The organism is Streptomyces sp. NPDC024632 (genome assembly GCF_055559175.1).
The window spans coordinates 129,849-149,531 of sequence record NZ_JBVHLD010000013.1 but is presented as its reverse complement, the minus strand read 5'-3'; the positions used below and the strand labels follow the sequence as shown (position 1 = coordinate 149,531).

Sequence of the window (19,683 nt, the reverse complement as noted above, 5' to 3'; positions counted from 1 at the left end):
CCGCGCGGCGCGCCCACGCACAGACCCGGAGGACCCGCCATGCCAGGAACGCCCTCAGCCATACGACGCCGGTGCGCCGGAGCCGCGGTGGCGGCGGTGGCGCTGGCGACGGCGCTGAGCGGGTGCACCACCTATGACACGCAGTCCCCGCGCAGCGCGCGGAACGCGGCGGCGAAGAAGGCCGGGGCCGACGCGGCGCTGCCCGCCGGAGCCGTCGACTGCCGCAAGGCCAAGTGCATCGCGCTGACCTTCGACGCGGGTCCCAGTGAGCACACCCCCGCGCTGCTGAAGGTCCTCGACGAGAAGAAGGTGCGGGTCACCTTCTTCCTGCTGGGCCACAACCACGTGGACAAGTACCCGGACCTGGTCGCGCAGATGGGGCGGAACGGGAATGTGCTGGGCAACCACACCTGGACCCACCGCAGGCTGACCGACCTCAAACCGGCCGAGATCCGCACCGAGTTGGACCGGCTCAACACGGCGGTCGAGAAGCTGACCGGCAAGCGGCCGACGCTGATGCGCCCGCCGCAGGGCCGTACCAACAAGGAAGTCGCCAAGATCTCCAAGGAGTTGGGACTGTCGCTGGTGCTGTGGAACGACACGGCGAGCGACTACGCGACCACCGACTCCGCGCTGATCCACAAGCGCATCCTCAAGGACGCGCACCGGGACGGGATCATCCTGCTGCACGACCTCTACAAGGGGACGGTGCCCGCGGTGCCGGGGATCATCGACTCGCTGCGCGCCGAGGGCTACACCTTGGTGACCGTGCCGGAGCTGATGGCCCCCGCGAAGCCGGAGCCGGGGAAGATCTACAAGCCCTGAGGCCCCTCCCGCGCACCGGGCCCGTGCGCCCCTCCCGTACATCGAGCCCCGCTTTCGGCCGCCGTCCCGCTCGGGTCGCCGTCCCGGTGGCCCCGAGTAAACTGATCTTGGGACGACTCCTCAGAGAACCTGAGACCTGCGAGGTGAGACGCCGATGACCGTCGGATCACTGCGCCCCAGTCCGCTCGTCGAGCAGGCCGCGCAGCGCCTGCGGGACCAGATCGCCGAGGGACGCTGGCCGGTGGGCGCCAGGCTGCCGGGCGAGACGGCGCTCGCCGCGTCGCTCGGTGTCGGCCGGTCCACGGTCCGCGAGGCGGTACGCGCCCTGGCCGGTGCCGGGCAGCTGCGGACCCGGCAGGGCGCCGGGGTGTTCGTCATCGCCACGGAACCGGTCGAGGAGTGGTCGGCCAAGCTCGGCAGGGCGGCGGCGACGGACGTCCACGAGGTGCGCGCGCTGCTGGAGACGCGGGCCGTACGGCTGGCGGCGCGGCGCCGTACCGACGAGGACGCGACGGCGCTCGACGCAGCGCTGGCCTCGGCGCTCACGGCCACCGCACGCGCCGCCCGGCCGGAGGCCGCCGCCGATCCGGCGGCCCGCGTGGACGCCGACCTCACGCTGCACGCGGCGCTGGTGGCCGCGGCCGGCAATCCCGTACTCACCGATCTGTTCGCCGAGTTCGCACCCGCCTTGCGCGAGGCCCTGTTGGCCGTGGGGACCGCGGGTCCTGACGGTCACGAAGCGCTGGTCGCGGCGGTGCTCGACGGCGACGCGGACGCGGCCGAGCGCCTGGTCGCGGCCGAACTCGACGTCATCGCCCGCCTGTTGCGCGAGGCGCGGGCCAGGAGCGCGGCGTGAACGCGCTCATCCCCCGGCCGCGCTCGCGGCCCGCGCCCGGCGCCGTCCACGTGCCCGGCTGGCTCTCCCCCGAGGAACAGGCCGAGTTGGTGGCGGCGTGCCGCGCGTGGGCGCGCGGCCCGGTGCCGATGCGGCGCACCCGGCTGCCGCGCGGCGGCGTCATGTCGGTGCACACGATGTGTCTGGGCTGGCACTGGAGCCCGTACGCGTACTCGCGGATCGCGCACGACGTGAACGGCGCCCGGGTCGCCGCGTTCCCCGAGCGCCTGGGCGAGTTGGGCCGCCGCGCGGTGGCGGACGCGTACGAGGACGGGGCCGCGGGGGCGGCGTACGCGCCGGACACGGTGCTGGTGAACTTCTACGGCGAGGGCGCCACGATGGGCATGCACCAGGACAAGGACGAGAAGTCCGGTGCCCCGGTGGTGTCGTTGAGCATCGGCGACACCTGCGTCTTCCGCTTCGGCAACACCGAGACGCGCGGAAGGCCGTACACCGACGTGGAGTTGGCCTCCGGTGACCTCTTCGTCTTCGGCGGGCCGTCCCGCTACGCCTTCCACGGGGTGCCCAAAGTCCTTCCGCACACCGGCGATCCGGCCGTCGGGCTGAGCGGCGGACGCCTCAATCTGACGCTGCGCGTCACCGGCCTCACCGACTGAGGCCCCTCGCACGGCGGCGCCCCCGCCGCCGGTGGGAACCGGCGACGGGGGCGCGCTGCTGCGAAGGAGTCCCGATCAGTCCTTCAGCAAGGTGAAGTTGCTGGTGACGGTCGCTCCCTTCGTGATCTTCACGGTGGCCACGGTCGGCTGCCAGCCGTCCTTGGCCACGATGAGCTGGAGCGGGTTGTTGCGGACGTCCAGCCACAGGGCGTACGTGCCGTCGGGGGCGGTCTTCAGCGTGTAGTGCGTCGCCCAGGTGTTGATCTGGACGGTGGCCCCGGCCAGCGGCGATCCGCCGCCGCTGACGGTGCCGGTGATCTTGCCCCAGGTGGCGGGCGGCTTGACGGTCAGCGACACGGGGATCGGGGCGATGCTGTACGGCGTGTCACTGGCCAGGCCGATCGAGGCCGAGTACGTCCCCGGCTGGGTGATCTCGGGGACGGACGCGTCCAGGGTGACGGTCAGCGTGGTGCTGGCGCCGGGTGCGACGGTGACGGACGTGGCGCTCTCCGACAGCCAGGTGACATCGGTGACGTCGGGCTGGTCGTAGCCGGGGAGCACTTCCGCGTTCTTGGCCGGGGTCTGGCCCGCCAGGCCGCCGACCGAGTAGAAGCCGGCGCCGCCGCTGCCGCGGTAGAGCGAGGCGTTGGCGTTGGGCAGCGCCGTCCAGGTGTTGTCGGTGGGCTGGTAGGCCCACGTCTGGTTGGTCAGCGCGGCGCCCGCGTTGATGGCACCGCCCTTGACCAGCAGCACGCCGTTGGCCGAGGTGTACGTGGCGCCCCACGCGTCGGTCGGCTGGTCCGCGATCGGCGACCAGGAATCGGCGGCGGGGTCGTAGACGTACGCGTGAGTGGTGCTGCCCGCGTCCGTGGTGCCACCGGAGCAGTAGAGCTTGCCGGTGACCGCGCCGCAGGACTCCCAGGCGATGGGCTCCGGGTAGGCGGCGGCGCTGGCCCACGTGTTGGTCGCCGGGTCGAAGGAGGTGACGTCGGCGGTGCCGCACGCGGTGGCGGTGCAGCCGCCGACCGAGTACAGCTTGCCGTTGAGCACCGCGCTGCCCGCGCCCGCGTACGGCTTGGGCGAATTGGCTCCGGTGCTCCAGGTGTTGGAGGCGATGTCGTAGATTTCCAGCTTGGCGTCCGGGTTGCCGCTGGCGCCCCAGCCGCCGGCCGCGTAGAACTTGTCGCCGATCACGCCGTGGACCGGGGCCTCACGGGTGTCGGCGGCGGAGGCGAGCTTGGTCCAGGCGCCGCTGTCCGCGCTGTACGCGTACAGGTCGCTGGTGTCGGCCACGCCGGTGAAGCCGAACGCCGAGTAGACGGTCCCGTCGTGCACGGCCACCGCGTTGTCACCGGTGGGTACGGGCAGGTCGGGGATGGTCTGCCAGGCGTCGCCCGCCGCGCCCTGCGCGTTGGCGGCGGCGTCGGTGGTGGCCTTGCCGCCGGGCGACAGCGCGCCCTTCTTGGCGCTCGCGCCGTGCGTGCTGAGCGACAGCGGCGAGTAGTGGCCCTTGACGAGGTTGAGCGGGGCGCCGCCGGCCTTCTGGAGGACGACTCCGCCCGGCGTCTCGCCGAGGGTGACGGTGGCCGGGGCGTTACCGGTGTTCTTCACCGTCACGACCTGGCTCGCGCTCTTGCCCCAGGCGACGGTCTTGCTGATGCTCGCCGGGGTGACCTTGATCTGGCCCGCCTTGAGGGCGAGGTTGTGCGAACCGACGCCGTCCCTGGGGACGTTCACGGTCGCGGTCGCCGAGGTGTACTTCGACGCGGTGGCCGTGATCGGGTGCTTGCCGGTGAGGTGCGAGAACATCCAGAAGAAGCCGTCGCCCAGGTTCGGGTCGTCGGGCGTGGCGTTGGTGGTGGTGTGGTCGTCGGGCGCGTCGGTGCTGGTGACGGTGGCGCCGTTGACGCCCGCCTTGGTGTTGCTGTCGGTCACGTTGCCGACGATCAGGCCGCCGCTGACCGGGTCGTAGGTCCGCTTGCCGACGAAAACGTTGTCGAGCTGCCACCAGTAGGCCCAGTTGCCCTTGTAGTGGAAGCGCAGCCGTACGTCGCTCTTGCCCGCGTAGTCGGCCAGCGGGAGTTCGACGTGCGTGGGACCGGCCACCGAGGTGGTCGTCTTGTGCCAGACGGTGGTCCAGGTGGCGCCCGCGTCGGTCGAGACGTCCACGTCGGCGGTGGAGTTGCTGAACGCCTTGTAGTCGGTGTCGAAGCCGAGCACCGGGGCGGCGACGTCGGTGAGGTCGTAGGACGGGGACAGCAGCGAGCTGTCCTGGCTGAGACCCTGGCCGATGTTGTCACTGTCGATGTTGGCGAAACCGCCGCTGCCGCCGGTCCTGTTGCCGCGGGCGCCCGGGTCGTTGAAGACCCAACCGCCGTTGGTGCTGTCCGCGTTGGTCACCGACCAGCCCGCCGGGGGGCCGGTGGTGGAGGTGAACGCCTCGCTGCTGCCGGTCAGGTGCACCGCGTAGCCGGGCGCCTGGTCGGACGACGGGTCGACGGGCACGGGGACGTTGAGCGTCTGGTCGGCGGTGCCGATCTGGAGGCTCTTGTCGACCGTCTTGTAGCCGGGGTAGTTGGCGCTGACGTGCAGGGTGTACGCGCTGCCCTGAGGGAGCGTCAGCGAGTAGTCACCGGTGACGGGGTCGGTGTAGACCGGCGCGCCGGGGACACCGTCGACGGTGATCTTCGCGTACAGCGGCCAGCCGTGGCCCGAGCCGTCGGTGACCTTGCCCGCGACGGTCTGCTTGGCCACCGCGTCCAGGGCGAAGGAGGTGGTGACGGTGGCGCCGTCGGCCAGTTCGACGGCGGACGCGGTCTTGCTCGCGTAGCCGTAGGCGGCGGCGGTCAGGTCGTAACTGCCCGGCGGGACGTCCAGCTTGTAGCCGCCGGTCGCGTCGGAGGTGGCGCTGTAGTCGCCCGCGGTCACCTTGGCGCCCGCGATGGCCGCCCCGGTGGCGTGGTCGGTGACCTTGCCGGTGAGCACGCCGTGCGGGCCGCTGCGGAAGGCCGCCAGGCCGTTCGGGGTGCCGAGGCCGGTCGGGCCGTCGTAGCCGGGGCCCGCGGTGCACTGCTGGGTGGGCGAGCAGGTGCCGTTGTTGCCCGCGGTGACGTCGTTGAGGGCGCCGGCCTGCGCGTACGGGTAGGAGTTCGGGTACGTGCCCGCGGCCGGGGTGCCGGCCGACGCGTACACGCCCGCGATCAGCGGGGAGGAGGCGCTGGTGCCGCCGTAGACCGCCCACCCGTTGCCGCCGTAGCCCTGGTAGACGGAGACGCCGGTGACCGGGTCGGCGACCGCGGAGACGTCGGCGACGGACCGCTTGTCACAGAAGCCGTTGGTCTGGAAGGCCGGCTTGGGCTCGTAGAGCGAGCATCCCGAACCGGGGCCGCCGTAGGTGTTGTTCCACACGGACTCGGTCCAACCGCGGCTGGTGCCGGTGTCCTTGGCGAGCGCGGTGCCGCCGACGGAGGTCACGTATTGCGAGGCCGCCGGGTAGCTGACGCCGAAGCCGTCGTCGCCGGAGGAGGCGACCACCGCGACACCCGGGTGGTTGTAGTACGGGTCCATGTCCGTGGTCTCGGACGGGTCCTCGCCGCTGCCCGGCGTGCTGCTGTAGCCGGTCCCGTAGGAGTTGGAGACGTACTTCGCGCCGAGCGCGACCGCCTCGTCCACCGCGGCGCCCAGGTCCGCGAAGTTCGCCGAGTCGGCCTCGACGAGCAGGATGTGGGCGTTGGGGGCGGCTGCCGAGACCATGTCGACGTCGAGCGAGATCTCGCCCGCCCAGTCGGGGTCGGGTGACGGGTAGTCGGTGCCGCCGCGCTGGCTGACCTTCTTGAAGCAGCCGTTGGCGGTGGTGCACTCGGGCAGGCCGTACTGCGCCCGGTAGATCGCCAGGTCCGCCTCGGCGGTGGGGTCGTCGTAGGCGTCGACGATGGCGATGGTCTGGCCCGCGCCGCCGTCGGCGGGCAGGTTGTACGCGTCCTGGAGGTCAGTGGCACCGAAGCCGGCCGGGGTGGCGGCGAGCGGCTGGATGCCCTTGTGCGCGGCCACGTCGGTGCGGCGCAGCGCGAAGCAGCGGAATTGACCCGGCTCGGCGTCGCCGCACTGCCGTACGACGTCGGGCCGGGAGGAGGGTGCGGCGGACGCCGTTGCCGCGGCGGGCAGTTGAAGGCCGAGCAGGGCGATGGTGGCCGACGCGAGGGCGGCTACCGCGGTAGCGGCGCGCCGACCTCCGCTCCGTCTGGGAAATATGCGCAAGGCGGGACTCCGTGATGCCGGAGGGGACCGTGCCATGACGAGGTCGTGGCCGGTTGCGGTCCGATCGAACCGCTGGCGTATACCTGTGCCTCACACGCACCACTGGAACCCGAAGTGATTGTCGGATACCTGACATCACCCACACCGGAACTGCACGTCGCGTTCACGTCAACCAGACGGCACAACCTCACCGCGTCCGTATCCGTCGTCCAGCCAGCCGTGCCGGGCCGCGTGCCAGACCAGCCGTATACGGTTGTCGACTCCGGCGTCCCGCTGCATCGCCGCGATGTGCCGCTGCACGGTCCGCACCGCGACACCCAGGGCGCGGGCCATCGCCGCGTCCGTGCTGCCGCTCACCAGCATGGCCAGGATGCGCAGTTGGACGGCGCTGCGGGCCGGTCCCGCGTCGGCGCGGGCCGGCGAGGGTCCGGCGTCGGGGCGGCCGAGCGGCACCGCGTCCGCCCACACCGACTCGAAGAGCGTGACCAGCGCGTCGAGCAGTCCGCTCGGCCGGATCACCAGCATCACCGGGTCCGGTGGCCGCGCGTCGGCGGGCAGCGGCAGCAGCGCCAGCGAGTGGTCGGCGACGCACAGCCTCACCGGCAGCCGGTCGGTGACCCGGACGAACGCCTGCTGCCGGGTGCCCGGCGGGTCGAGCGCGGCCAGCGGGTCCAGGCCCATCGACTCCAGGCCCGCCCGCTCGAAGACCACCCGGCGGCGTATCCCCGGCACGGCGGCCGAGCCGCAGGCCAGCGGGTCGGGGACGGTGTCGTCCGCCGTGTCCTTGTCGGTACGGACGAAGGCCATCAACTCCGAGACGGCCGAGGCGTGGAGCTGTTCCGCCCAGCGGCCGATGGCGGCCTGGCCCTCGACCACCCGGACGATCTCCTCCGCCCGGTGGCCCTCGTGCACCCGCTGGTACTCCACGCCCAGCCGGTCGAGCAGTTCCCGGCCGCGCCGCAACTGCTCCTGGGCGCGGGACACCAGCGGCAGCAGCGTGCTCTGCGGCGGCACCGGATACCAGCGCCCGTCGCGCCCGAGCTTCGCCAGGCCGCGCCCGGCCAACTCCCCGCAGGCTTCCTCCGCCCGCGCCCTCGACACCCCCATCTGCCGAGCCAGTTCCGCATCGGCCACTCCCCGCGTGGCCACCAGCAACGGGTAGGCCCGGTCCGCGTCGGCACTCAACCCCAGAGCCTCAAACGGACGTTCGCTCATGATCGGGACTGTAGCCCTCACGGGCCGCCGAGACCGGCGATTCACACAGGCGCGCCATGGCCGTCGCACATCATTCATGGGCCCGCCGGGCGCCGAGGCACCTGACGGGCCCATGACCGGGCCATTACCCCCGCATGACTGACGCTGTGTCATTTCTTGAGCACGGCGGGCGATTTCGCGGGTGTGCCGTGTGCCTCAGGCGGGTTCCGCCGCGAGCGCCGCCATTTCGCGGTCCACCGCCGCCTGGTGCTCATCGGCGTCCTGCTTGGCCCGCTTGGGACTCCAGCGACCGGCCATCACGAACACGAACGGCAGGAAGAGGACTTGGCCGCCGACACAGATCCACCACCAGGTACGCCACTGGCCGGGGCCGTCGTGCGCGGCCTTCTGCACCTTGGCGCCGTACTTAGTGAGCACCGCCAACTGCGGCTGCGCCTTCTGGACCACGGCGAGGTCGGCGGGGCCGACCTCCTGGACCGCCTGCTGGGTGAGGGCCGCGGGCGCCTTGCCCGGCGGGTACTTGCCCAGTTCCGCGAAGAGTTGGGGATGGGCGTTGACGACGGCGAGCGCGGGCGCCGCCTGCCGCTGCGCGACGGTGACCTCGGTGCCGTGGTCGACCAGCGGGGTGACGGAGGTGACCAGCACCGGGATGAAGGCGGCCGAGACCGCCACCACGATCCTGATCGTCCAGCCCCACACCGCCAGGCCCGTCGCGGTGGCCGCCGGATTGTGCTTCTCGACGGTCTCGGTGAAGCTCGCCATCCACGGCCCGTAGGCGATGCCGCTGAAGACGCCGATCCCGATGAACAGCCACGCGAAGGTGTAGTAGCCGGTGGTGGGGTGGGTGGCGCGGGAGGCGAAGATCGCGGTCACCACGATGGAACCGACCGCGCCCACGATCATGAACGGCTTGCGCACCTTGAGCCGGTCGGAGATCACGCCGATCACCACCAGGGCGATGGCGTTCGCCGCCCAGTACCAGTTCGCGACCGCGTTGGCCCGCTGCTCGGTGTAGCCGTAGGTGGTCGCGAAGTAGACGACGAAGTTGCCGACGGCCGCGAAGTACAGCAGCAGGAAGAGCGAGATCGCCAGCGCGGAGCCCGCCACGTCGAGCCGGAGCATCTGCCGCCACTCGCCGCGCCTCGCGGCCTGCGGGTCGATGCCCTTGGCGCGCGCCTCGACCAGCGCCCGGTCCCGCAGCGTCACCATGATCTGGTCGCGCAGTCCGGGGGACAGCTCGCGCAGCGCGAAGAGCGCGATCACGAAGACCACCAGGCCGGAGACGCCGGAGTAGCGCAGCTCGTCCTGCCAGCTCGACGTGTCCAGGGTGTTGCTGGTGACGGTGGTGACGACGAGGCTGCCGATCACCGGCCCCATCGTCCAGGCGCCCATCGCGGTGGCCCGCCCGACCTGCGGCGAGAAGTCGCGGATCAGCGCGGGCGTGGCCACGAGCACGATGCCCTCGATAAAGCTGACCAGCGCGAACAGCACCAGATACGTGGTCTTGCCGCCCGCGTTCGGCAGTCCGAGGAAGACCAGCAGCGACGCGACGAGCAGCCCGTAGACCACCAGATTCGCCCGCCCCCAGCGGTCGGCGAGCCCGGCCACCAGCGAGGCGAAGGCGCCCACCGCGTTGCCGATCACCGAGACCCACACGAAGTAGCGGTAGGTCATGTCGAAGTGCGTGATGATCGACGTGGCGACCGCGTACTGGATGTAGAGCATGTAGTACAGCACGACCGTGGTGATCACCACGATCGCCAGATACGCCATACGACGCCCGGTGGCCGGATATTCGGCCAGGTCACGGCGGTAGAGCCGACTGAGCGCGGTACGGGCGCCTGCGGACCGGGCGTCGGGCCCGGGTCTGTCGGCGTCGAGCGGCGTCGGGGTGGCGGACATACGGCTCCTCCTGGAGATGCTTGGAGACCGGGTGGAGTGGCACGGGGACGGCACTGCTGCGGTCCCTCGGGGGTGCGGTGCGGCGGGCCCCGAAGGTGTGGCCAGAGGCTAGTACCGACTGGTCGGTATGCCTAGGGGTCTGCACGGGGTCAATTCCGCGTCGCATCAAGGCCGGGGCGGGCCGCGCCGGCCCCGCGCGCAACGGGGACCGGCGGGCCCCTGGACGGGACCCGCCGGTCGGTGGCGCCCCGCGGGGAGCGCCGGCACATCAGTGGTGCGTCAGGTGGCGGTGCAGGTCAGCGCGGGTGCGCCGAGGGTGCCGCTGGAGGTGCCCTGGAGGCCGAAGGTGGTCGTGGCGGCCGGGGCGAGCGCGGCGTTGTAGGCGAGGCTGCCCGCGGTCACCGCCGCTCCGGTCTGGTGGATGTCCGCGTTCCAGCCGCTGGTCTCCTGCTGCCCGCCCGGCCACGTCCAGGTGACCTTCCAGCTCTTGGTCGCGGCCGTACCGGAGTTGGCCACGGTCACGGTGGCGGTGAAGCCGCCGCTCCACTGGTTGTCGGTGTGCCAGGTGGCCGTGCAGCCGGAACTGCCGCCGGTCGGACCGCCGGTGGAGCCGGAGGTCGTACCGGTCGACGTGCCGGTCGTCGTACCGGAGGAGGTGCCCGACGAGGTGCCGGACGAGGTGCCGGAGGACGTGCCGCTCGACGTGCCCGACGACGTGCCGGTCGACGTACCGCCGTTGGTGGTGCCGCCGGTCGTGCCGCCCGAGTCGCCGAAGCCGGGCGCCTTGATGCTGGCCAGGTAGCCGTCCTTGACGGTGTTCACCGTCGTCCAGTCGTCGTTGAGGATGCCGCCGGTGTCACCGGAGTTGGGATTCCACGACCAGAAGGTCCAACTGAAGCTGTCGCCGCCGTAGGTGCTGGTCGGCCGCAGGTAGTCCACCAGCGTCCGCAGCCAGGTCTGGTCGACGGTCGACTGGAGGGTGGTGCCGAACTCGCCGACCCAGACCGGGGCGATGTTCTGCTTGAACAGATAGCCCCAGTACTTGTCCCAGATCGCCGACATGTTCGCCGGGAAGCTCGGGTCGCTGAACCACGGCTGTTGGGCGACGCTGGTCGCGTAGTCGTGCGCCGAGTAGACCACCCGGTTCGCCACGTTCAGCTCGACCGGGTACTGCCCCGCGCCCATCAGGTTGCCGCCCCACCAGCCGGACGTCCCGTTGAAGGTCTGGACGCCCTCCACGAAGATCAGCAGATTGGGGTTGACGCCGAGGACGGCGTTGCCGCCGCGCTCGGCCGCCAGACGCCAGTCGATCGTGGTGTCGCCGCAGCCCCAACAGGCCGGGTCGTGCGGCTCGTTGTGCAGGTCGATGCCGACGACCGCCGGGTTGTTCAGGTAACGGGTCGCCATCGCCTTGAGGTTGGTGATCCAGGTCGACTCGGGGACGGCGGCGGTGTACCAGAGCGCGGACTGGCCGCCGGAGTCCGGACGGTGCCGGTCCAGGATGACCCGCAGCCCTATGGAACCGGCGTAGTTGACGATCTTGTCCATTACGCCGAGGGAGTTGAGGCCCTGGAGGTCGGCGTTCATGCCGCCGGAGTAGTTGATGCTGGAGGGCATCGTGCCCTTGAAGATGTCGTCGCTGTACGGCAGTCGGATCGTGTTGTAGCCGAGCTGCTTCATCTGGTCGATCATGCTCTTGTAGTCGCGCGACCAGATGCCGTGGGCCACGTAGTTGCTGGTCTCGAAGCCGAACCAGTTGACGCCCGCGATGCGGACCGACTTGCCCGTGGAGTCCAGGATCTGGCGTCCGCTGGTGTGCCAGTAGCCGGTGGCGGCCTCGGCCGCCGCCGGAGCCGCGGGCGCGCCCGCCGCCGTGGCGTGCGTCTGTCCGGCGAGGGAGAGCAGCGCGAGCAGGGCCGCCGCGACGGCGGCGGCCAGAAAGACCCGCAGCCTGTTCGTTTTTCTCAGGGGGCTCAGCGAGCCCGGAAAGGGGACCACGGTGGCGATTCCTCTCGGTGGGGGGACGGAACGCTTCAGTTCGTGGTGGGGGTGGACGGCGGAAGCCTGGTGGGAGCGCTCCCATTCGTAACCGTATGGAAGCGAGGACACGCGAGTGGCGTCAAGAGGAAACACAGGCTTCAAGTAGTGAAGCCGGGTGGGGGCGGGGCCGGGGGCAGTACCGAAGAGGTGTCGGAATGGGCTCAGGGAGTCATACGAGCGGGGTCGCCGACACCTGGCCCGTAATCAGTTAGGCTTACCTAACTAAGCCTGGGGGAAAAGTCCGGGCGCAGCGCGAACCACGCAGTACGGCACAGCACCGAGAGAGCGGAGCACGCCCATGGCAGACCGACCGGTGGGACGGGCGACGGACCAGCAGACGGGCGCGGCGACGCAGGACCCGCGGGCCGAGGAGCGGGCGGCGCCCGCCGCCGCCGAGCGCCCCGCGCGCCGGGCCCCGCGGCTGAACCACGCCCGCGTGATCCGTTCCGAGCGCGTCACCCCGCACATGATCAGGGTGGTGCTCGGCGGCGACGGGCTCGCCGGGCTCCCCGTGGGCGACTACACCGACCATTACGTCAAGCTGGTCTTCGCGCCTCCCGGGGTCACGTACCCCGAGCCGCTGGACATGGAGGCCGTCCGCCGCGACCTGCCGCGCGAGCAGTGGCCGACCACCCGTACGTACACCGTGCGCGCCTGGGACCCGGTCGCGCCCGAGATGACGATCGACTTCGTCCACCACGGCGACGAAGGGCTGGCCGGGCCCTGGGCGGCCGGTGTCCGGCCGGGCGACGGCATCTACTTCATGGGCCCCGGCGGTGCCTACGCGCCCGACCCCGCCGCCGACTGGCACCTGCTCGCGGGCGACGAGAGCGCGCTGCCCGCCGTCGCCGCGGCGGTCGAGCAACTGCCGCCGGGGGCACGGGCGAAGGTCTTCGTGGAGGTCGAGGGCCCGGCGGAGGAGCAGAAGCTGGCCACCTCGGGCGACGCCGAGATCGTCTGGCTGCACCGCGGTGCCCGGCCGGTCGGCGAGGCGCTGGTCGAGGCCGTCACCGGTCTGGAGTTCCCGCCGGGTGACGTCCAGGTCTTCGTCCACGGCGAGGCCGGTTTCGTCAAGGACCTCCGCCGCCACCTCCGCCTCGACCGCTCGATCCCCCGCGAGCGCCTGTCGATCTCCGGCTACTGGCGCCGCGGCGCCGACGAGGACGGCTGGCAGGCGTCCAAGCGGGAGTGGAACGAGCAGGTGGAGCGCGAGCAGGAGAGCGGCGCCGGGCGCTGAGCGCGCGGCGGGCGTGAGCGCGCGGCGGGCGTGAGCGCGCGGCGGGCGTGAGCGCGCGGCGGGCGTCCCTGACGGACGGGGAGCCGGGCCGACCCGTTGCCCGCCCGGCCGTGGATGGAACGTCTCCCGACCGTGGACACGCGCGGCGGCGGCCCGCCGCCCGTTCGGCCCGAGTGGGTGACCCGGGGGGGGCGGGCCGCCGCCGCGCGGGGCGGACCGCTGCCGCCGGGAGCCGCCATCACCACTCGGGCCGTTGATGCCGCTCGGACCGGAGGGCTGGACCGGCTTCTGGTACGAGCGGAAGGTGCGGGTCGACAGCCACACCGCGACCAGGGCCAGGGCGAGCAGGCCGCCGCCGCGGCTGAGGACGTCGCTCCGGTCGGGGTCGGCGGACATCGCGGAACGGCCCGCGACCAGAGCCCAGTTGACCGGGTTGACGTCGGCGATGTGCCGCATCCAGGACGGCGTCAGGCCGGGTGCCATGAAGGCGGAGGACAGGAAGGTCAGCGGCAGCAGCAGGAACGTGTTGATGCCGATGATGCTCTCGCGACCATGTGGGCCTGGAATTCGGTCTCCACCACGAAGATCCGGGGCAGTTCACCGTCCAGCTTGTCCAGGACGCCGCGCAGGGCCGCGCTGTGCGCTTCCAGCGTGTTGGCCCGCTCGGCGAGCAGTTCCGCCACCTCGTCCGGGTGCAGCGCCGTGATCAGCGACAGCGCGGACTCGAAGGCGGGGTACTCCCTGGCGGGCACGGCCACCATGTCGGCGAGCCAGTCGTGCATCTCGGTGCGGCCCTCGGCGGTGAGCCCGTAGAGCGTGCGCTCCGGCCGGTTGCCCTGCCGCTGGACCCCCGCGACCTCCACGAAGCCGTGCTTCTCCGCAGGCCGTCGGTGCTCCCGCACGGTGAGACGTCCGCGCGCGAGGCGGGGTGAGGACTTCGGCCCGCGCGCGACACGGCCGTGTCATTCCGGCGAAACACCGGGTCCCTAATTTCTGTCGCCCGACAGGAATTCGTGACAGGGGGCCAGGCCCATGACCGCCACCGCACCTTCCGAGGTCCGCTCAGACCCGCCGGACCACGGCACCGCCGCCGACGCCGCGGGCACCGACGCGCCGGGCACCGACACCGGGGGCACCGACACCGCGGGGCTCGCGGGCTTCGGCTACCGCCAGGAACTGCACCGCAGCCTCGGCCGGTACGCGTCCTTCGCCGCCGGTTTCTCCTTCATCTCGGTGCTGACCACCGTCTTCCAGTTCTTCGCCTTCGGCTACTCCTTCGGCGGCCCGCGCTTCTTCTGGACCTGGCCCGCCGTCCTGATCGGCCAACTCCTCGTCGCCGCCTGCTTCGCCGAACTCGCCGCCCGCTACCCGATCTCCGGCGCCGTCTACCAGTGGTCGACCCGGCTGAGCAACGCCGTCTTCGGCTGGTACGCGGGCTGGATCATGGTCATCGGCCAGGTCGTGGTGGTGGCCGCCGCCGCGCTCGCCCTCCAGGTCGTCCTGCCCGCCGTCTGGTCCGGCTTCCAGCTCATCGGGACCGATACGTCACCGGTCTCGTCGGACGGCGCGGCCAACGCGGCGCTGCTCGGGATCGCGCTGCTCGTCCTGACCACCGTCGTCAACCTCCTCGACAACACGGTGATGTCGCTGGTCAACCGGATCGGCGTGACCGCCGAGATCATCGGCGCCGTGCTCATCGTCACGCTGCTCTTCACGCACGCCGACCGCACGCCGTCGGTGACCGTGCACGGCGGGGGCGGCTCGTCGGCGCTGCTCGTCAGCTCGATCGCCGCCGCGTACGTGATGATCGGCTTCGACAGCGCGGGCGAGATGAGCGAGGAGACCCGCGATCCGCAGCGCGTCGCGCCCCGTACGATCCTGTCCGCGCTCGCCGCGGCCGGCGCCCTGGCCACGCTCCTCGTCCTCGCCGCCCTGCTGGCCGCGCCCAGCCTCACCGACGGGCGGCTCGGCACCGAGGGCCTGTCCTACGTGCTCACCAGCCGGCTGGGCGACGGTGTCGGGCGCGCGCTGCTCTGTGACGTCGCGGTGGCCGTCACCGTGGCGACCCTCGCCATCCAGACGTCGGCCACCCGGATGCTCTTCTCGATGGCCCGCGACCGGGCACTGCCCTTCTCCGGGCCCCTCGCCCGCGTCTCCCCCCGCACCGGCCAGCCCGCCGCCCCCGCCCTCGTCGTCGGCGTGCTCGCCGCGGCCCTCCTGCTGCTCAACTTCGGCTCCCCCGACGCCTTTCTCGCCATCGGCACCACCTGCATCGTCATGCTCTACCTCGCCTACGCGATGGTCACAGGCCCCCAACTCCTGCGCCGCCTGCGCTCCCCCCTCCCCCCGGCCACCGACCCCTCCGGCAACCCCCTTTTCTCCCTGGGGCGTTGGGGCCTCCCCGTCAACGCCCTCGCCCTCCTCTACGGCCTCGCCATGACCGTCAACCTCGCCTGGCCCCGCGCCACCGTCTACGACCCCTCCGGCGGCCACTGGTACTTCCAGTGGTTCACCCTGCTGTTTCTGCTGGCCGTGCTGCTGGTGGGCTTCCTCTGGAGGGCGCTGAGGGCACATCGGGGGCGCATCGCTCCCGAAGGGGCAGCGTTTCCAGAACCGACTCCATGACAGCCGCCGTGGTGTCGTCGCCCACCGGCCACAAGCCTGTGTACGCGTCGAGCGTGATCGACGGCTTGCTGTGGCCGAGTCGCACCTGAACGGTCTTCACGTTTCTCGTTGTTCTTGATCGGACACGACGGCGTACCAGTCGCGGAGCCCGTGGAGCGTCAGCTTCTCGGGCACCCGCGCCACCGATCCGACAGCGATCAGGACGCGGTTCGCGTCCTCGCGCATCCGCTTCCCAATTCGTGCCCACGTCGACCGGCGGATCGGCCGCCGCCGCATCGTCGCCATCGCCCCCGCCTACGCCGCACCGATCGGCGAATGGCTCTCTGGCAGCGCCTCTGCCCGGGAACGCGTCATGCGCGGTCTCGACCCCGCGGACCGCGCCGCGGTCATCACCGCCTGCACGCCTACGAGGCCGCAGTGGCCGCCCTTGGCGCCGACGGGTGATACCTGGGGTGACGGAGCAGCGAGACGTCTCTTGCCCCGGCCGGGACAGCACCACATCCTGGCCCGACCTCAAAGCGATCGGGACGGCGCTGGCGCCCGGCGTGATCCTGGGCGGCGAGGCCGTCGTGTTCACCTGAGGTGTCGAGCTCAGCGCTCCCGGCGGTCCTTCGCCGCCCCGGCGGGGTCGCGCCGCAGAGGCGGTGCGGCGGCGGACGGCAGGTGGAGGGTGAAGAGCGACCCCGCGCCCAAAGTGCTGGACACCGTGACCCGGCCGCCGTGCGCCTCAGTCAACTGGCGAACGATCGCAAGGCCGAGGCCGCTGCCGCCCGTCAGCCGACTGCGGGACTTCTCCGACCGCCAGAAGAGGTCGAAGACGTGCGGCAGCTCCTCATCGCTGATGCCGCTGCCGGTGTCGGCGACCTCGATCAGCACCGACCGGTCCCGGACGGACGTCCGGACCTCGACGCTGCCGCCCGGCGGGGTGTGCCGGACCGCGTTGGACAGCAGGTTTCCGACGGCCTGCCGCAGCCGCAGCGCGTCGGCAGTCAGCTCCGGATCGCCTTCCGCGGACCAGGTCAGCGCGACCCGCGCGGTGCGGGCGGCGTCACGGTGGGCGGCGCAGACCCACTCCACGACCTCCGCGGCCCGGACCCGCTCGGTGTGCAACCGGAAGGTGTGCGCGTCGTCGGCGGCCACGTCACGCAGGTCGTCAATAATGTGCTGGAGCAGCAGCGCCTCACGCAGCAGCCGCGAGGTCAGGGGCCGGTCGGCGACCGCCACGCCGTCCTCGACCGCCTCCAGCCAGCCCCTGATGTTGCTCAGCGGGGTGCGCAGCTCATGGGCGACGTCCCGGACCATCGCCTTGCGCTGGTCCTCCAGGCGTTCGCGGCGCGCGGACAGGTCGTTGAAGGCGACCGCGAGCGAGCCGATCTCGTCGTCGGTGGAGACCGGGACCCGGTTGCGCGCCTGGTCGGGCCGCTGGGCGGCCTCGGTCAGGGTGCGCAGCGGCCTGATCAGCCGGGTCGACATCAGCACAGCGGCGGCGACGGTGACCGTGAGCACCAGGGCGGCGACCTCGACGATGCGGACGGCGTTCGCACCGGTCAGGGCGAAGCCGGTGGTGTCGGCGCCCGGAACGCCGGTGACGAAGAGCAGGGCACTGGGCGCCACGTAGGGAGCGAGCTGTTCGCGGCGCCCGTCCTCGACACAGCCCTCGGTGATCCGGCCTGCGTCCATGGGCGCGTAGAGCGTCTCGATCGACTGCGGGCCGATGTAGTCGAGACCGATCCGGATGGGCGACATCCCCTGGCGGCGCAGACACGGGTTGACCAGGCCCTCCAGTTGGTGGAGGGCGGCGGCCTCGGTCGGGGTGGGGCGGGTCAGGATCCTGCTCTGGCCGCCGCACACGTCGGGGATCACGGGGGCGGCGGCGGTGAGGGACTCGGTGGTGACCCGGGGCCGGCCGCTGGGGGCGTAGCTGATCTGTGACGGCTCGCCCAGTTTGAGCAGGCACCCGGTGATGCTCCGCGCCGAGGCCGCGAGTGCCGTCCGCTCCGCGGCGGTGAGGCGATAGGGGCCGACAGCCCGCGGGTCGATCGGGGTGGCGCCGGTGCCACCGGTCAGTGAGGAGTCCACCGCGAGCGGGTTGACGACCGCGGACACCGCGGCGGGCAGTGCGGCGTGGTCGGCCGCCGCGGAGTCGGCCAGCGTCCGGCGCTGCGGGGTGGTCAGGACGATACGGCGCCCGGTGCGCTTGGCCAGCGACGCCACGTCGGGGGCCACCGCGTCCCAGTTGCGGTGGGTGGCCGCGTAGCCGAGCAGCGCGTCGTAGACCTGGGCGTCCCGGGCCAGTACCTGCCCCTGCTCCTGCCGCAGCGCGTGGGACGTGGTCGTCGCGGCCAGCCAGGCGGTCGCGGCGATGGAGCAGACCGCGATCAGCACGGAGGTGGCGAGCAGCCGCACCATCAGGCTCTTGCGCAACGGGACGCCGCGTCTGCTACGGGTACGGCTCCTACGGGTGCGGCTGTCGCTACGGGGCACGGTGGCCGCGATCCGTGCGGTCCCGGCCGTTCGCACCGTCCGTCAACTTGTAGCCCACCCCGAAGACGGTGACCAGGCGCGCCGGGCGGCGCGGATCGGCCTCGGTCTTCCGGCGCAGGTTCATGACGTGCATGTCGATGGTGCGCTCGGAGGTGTAGGCGTCCGTGCCGGAGACCTCCCGCAGCAGTTGGGCGCGGGTGAAGACCCGGTCGGGCTTCGCGGCCATCGCCGCCAGGATCTCGAACTCGCCGCGTGTGCAGTCCACGACATCGGAGTCGATCCACACCTGGTGCCGGGCCGGATCGACGGTGAGGCCGCCCACGTGCAGGGTGAGCCGCGACCACCCGCCGGACCGCTGGGAGCGGAGCAGGAGCGTGCGTACCCGGGCCATCAACTCCCGCGGGCTGTACGGCTTGGTGACGTAGTCGTCGGCGCCCAGGCCGAGGCCGAGCAGCAGATCCTCCTCGTCCGTCCGCGCGGTCAGCATCAGCATCGGCACGTCGCACTCCCGGCGCAGGATCCGGCACACGTCCATGCCGTCCACCTCGGGCATCATCACGTCGAGGATGAGCAGGTCGGGCCGGAATCTGCGGGCCTGGTCGAGGGCTTCACGGCCGTCGCGGGCGACGACCACGCCGTGGCCCTCATGCTCCAGATACCGCTGGAGGAGTTCGGCGTGCGTCTCGTCGTCCTCCGCGACCAGGACACGTGCGCTCATGCGACGACTGTAGAGCCGTACAGGTGCGATCCGAAGAGACCGGAAATACGAAAAACAGAATTCTGACAAGTCTCTGACCAGGTGCCCACACCTCTTGTCCACGATGTGGTCATGCCGATCACGACCCCAGCCACGCCCTTCCCCCGCCGCAGCCTGTCCCGTCACGCGGCGTTGACCGCCGCCGGTCTGGCCGCGGTCACCGCGCTGGCCTCCCTGACCGCGTGCGGCGGTTCCCACTCCTCCGAGGGTGCCCGCGGCAGCGGTGTGGCATCGCTCGCCGCCACCTCGCCACCCGCACCGGGCTCGGTGCCGTCGTCGGGGTCCTCGACGTCAGCGGCGGGCGAAAACCCGGCGGCACCGGCACCCGACCCGTCCAACACCGCCTCCGGTCGTCCCCAGATACGGCTCGACGACTCCCCCGCGACCCAGATGCGCCTCACCAACGCCTACGCGTCCTGCCTGATCCAGCACGGTGCCACCCGCGAGACCGGGGGTGCGGGCAAGGAGCAGGGCGGAATCCAGGCAATCGGCGTGAAGGACGGTGCCCCGCGGGCCGCGATCATCGCCTGCGAGTCGAAGGAGCCGCTCATGCCGACCAGCGAGGACCCGGACAACCCGCACGCCAGGGACTACGTGCGGGACGAGGTGAACTGCATCAACCGCAAGGGCTACGAGACGGTCAGAGCCTACGAGGGCGGCTTGAGCTGGACCTACGTGCGGGCGCCCCGCACCCAGGAGCAGGGCGAGAAGGCCATGGCGGCGGAGCGTGCCTGCCACATCCAGGTGTACTCGCACGTGTACCCGTAGGGAAACGGGAGCGGGTGCGCGGGGGCGGTGCCGTGACGGCCGCCGCCGACCGGGCCGGGCA

15 protein-coding genes and 1 pseudogene are annotated in these 19,683 nt (G+C 71.8%); 7 read left to right on the top strand and 9 right to left on the bottom strand.

Annotation, left to right across the window (positions count from 1 at the left end):
* The first annotated feature begins 39 nt into the window (after positions 1 to 39).
* The 3 genes from ACZ37P_RS26310 to ACZ37P_RS26300 all read left to right on the top strand — a co-directional run bounded on the left by ACZ37P_RS26310 (position 40) and on the right by ACZ37P_RS26300 (position 2,337).
* The gene (locus tag ACZ37P_RS26310) at positions 40 to 825 is read left to right on the top strand and encodes a polysaccharide deacetylase family protein (protein WP_355332910.1); all 786 of its coding nucleotides are present in this window, start codon (positions 40 to 42) and stop codon (positions 823 to 825) included.
* Positions 826 to 979: 154 nt separating this feature from the next.
* Positions 980 to 1,681, top strand: coding sequence for a FadR/GntR family transcriptional regulator (locus ACZ37P_RS26305; protein WP_467348906.1), 702 nt, complete (start codon positions 980 to 982; stop codon positions 1,679 to 1,681).
* Positions 1,678 to 2,337 (top strand): alpha-ketoglutarate-dependent dioxygenase AlkB family protein, encoded by a 660-nt coding sequence (locus ACZ37P_RS26300; RefSeq protein WP_467348905.1) that lies wholly within the window; start codon positions 1,678 to 1,680, stop codon positions 2,335 to 2,337. Before ACZ37P_RS26305 ends, ACZ37P_RS26300 begins: the two co-directional genes overlap by 4 nt.
* Before the next feature lie 75 nt (positions 2,338 to 2,412).
* On the opposite strand, the gene ACZ37P_RS26295 is transcribed toward ACZ37P_RS26300, so the two are convergent.
* From ACZ37P_RS26295 to ACZ37P_RS26280, 4 genes are all read right to left on the bottom strand, one after another.
* Complete coding sequence (locus ACZ37P_RS26295; protein ID WP_467348976.1) at positions 2,413 to 6,522, bottom strand: carboxypeptidase regulatory-like domain-containing protein; 4,110 nt, start codon at positions 6,520 to 6,522, stop codon at positions 2,413 to 2,415.
* A 240-nt stretch (positions 6,523 to 6,762) separates the two neighbouring features.
* Complete coding sequence (locus tag ACZ37P_RS26290) at positions 6,763 to 7,809, bottom strand: helix-turn-helix transcriptional regulator (protein ID WP_391161009.1); 1,047 nt, start codon at positions 7,807 to 7,809, stop codon at positions 6,763 to 6,765.
* Positions 7,810 to 8,004: 195 nt separating this feature from the next.
* On the bottom strand, positions 8,005 to 9,711 hold the full coding sequence (locus ACZ37P_RS26285; protein ID WP_401306807.1) for an MFS transporter: 1,707 nt from the start codon (positions 9,709 to 9,711) through the stop codon (positions 8,005 to 8,007).
* Between the two features lie 279 nt (positions 9,712 to 9,990).
* A complete protein-coding gene (locus tag ACZ37P_RS26280) occupies positions 9,991 to 11,688 on the bottom strand; it encodes a cellulase family glycosylhydrolase (RefSeq protein ID WP_402712542.1) in 1,698 nt (565 codons plus the stop codon).
* A gap of 361 nt (positions 11,689 to 12,049) precedes the next feature.
* On the opposite strand from ACZ37P_RS26280, the gene ACZ37P_RS26275 reads away from it, so the two are divergent.
* Positions 12,050 to 12,988 carry a siderophore-interacting protein gene (locus ACZ37P_RS26275; protein ID WP_467348902.1) on the top strand — a complete coding sequence of 313 codons (939 nt, stop codon included), beginning with the start codon at positions 12,050 to 12,052 and terminating at the stop codon, positions 12,986 to 12,988.
* Between the two features lie 279 nt (positions 12,989 to 13,267).
* On the opposite strand, the pseudogene ACZ37P_RS26270 reads toward ACZ37P_RS26275, so the two are convergent.
* Together ACZ37P_RS26270 and ACZ37P_RS26265 are read right to left on the bottom strand one after the other, a co-directional pair.
* A pseudogene (locus ACZ37P_RS26270) lies at positions 13,268 to 13,537 on the bottom strand (ABC transporter permease); the annotation flags it as partial.
* Positions 13,492 to 13,890, bottom strand: a complete 399-nt coding sequence (locus tag ACZ37P_RS26265; RefSeq protein ID WP_467348901.1) for a hypothetical protein — start codon at positions 13,888 to 13,890, stop codon at positions 13,492 to 13,494. The pseudogene ACZ37P_RS26270 and the gene ACZ37P_RS26265, both read right to left, overlap by 46 nt.
* 130 nt (positions 13,891 to 14,020) lie before the next feature.
* Between ACZ37P_RS26265 and ACZ37P_RS26260 the strand changes: the two genes are divergently transcribed.
* A complete protein-coding gene (locus ACZ37P_RS26260; RefSeq protein ID WP_467348899.1) occupies positions 14,021 to 15,613 on the top strand; it encodes an amino acid permease in 1,593 nt (530 codons plus the stop codon).
* 96 nt (positions 15,614 to 15,709) lie between these two features.
* On the opposite strand, the gene ACZ37P_RS26255 is transcribed toward ACZ37P_RS26260, so the two are convergent.
* Positions 15,710 to 15,898, bottom strand: a complete 189-nt coding sequence (locus tag ACZ37P_RS26255) for a hypothetical protein (protein WP_391046286.1) — start codon at positions 15,896 to 15,898, stop codon at positions 15,710 to 15,712.
* A gap of 167 nt (positions 15,899 to 16,065) precedes the next feature.
* Here ACZ37P_RS26255 and ACZ37P_RS26250 point away from each other — a divergent pair, with 167 nt between their 5' ends.
* The gene (locus ACZ37P_RS26250; RefSeq protein ID WP_467348897.1) at positions 16,066 to 16,194 is read left to right on the top strand and encodes a hypothetical protein; all 129 of its coding nucleotides are present in this window, start codon (positions 16,066 to 16,068) and stop codon (positions 16,192 to 16,194) included.
* A gap of 10 nt (positions 16,195 to 16,204) precedes the next feature.
* Here ACZ37P_RS26250 and ACZ37P_RS26245 read toward each other — a convergent pair whose 3' ends face one another.
* On the bottom strand, positions 16,205 to 18,037 hold the full coding sequence (locus ACZ37P_RS26245; RefSeq protein ID WP_467348895.1) for a sensor histidine kinase: 1,833 nt from the start codon (positions 18,035 to 18,037) through the stop codon (positions 16,205 to 16,207).
* A 49-nt stretch (positions 18,038 to 18,086) separates the two neighbouring features.
* Entirely contained in the window at positions 18,087 to 18,815 is a 729-nt protein-coding gene (locus ACZ37P_RS26240) for a response regulator transcription factor (RefSeq protein WP_355332939.1), read from the bottom strand.
* Positions 18,816 to 18,926: 111 nt separating this feature from the next.
* On the opposite strand from ACZ37P_RS26240, the gene ACZ37P_RS26235 reads away from it, so the two are divergent.
* Positions 18,927 to 19,622 carry a hypothetical protein gene (locus tag ACZ37P_RS26235; protein ID WP_401721186.1) on the top strand — a complete coding sequence of 232 codons (696 nt, stop codon included), beginning with the start codon at positions 18,927 to 18,929 and terminating at the stop codon, positions 19,620 to 19,622.
* Positions 19,623 to 19,683 lie beyond the last annotated feature (61 nt).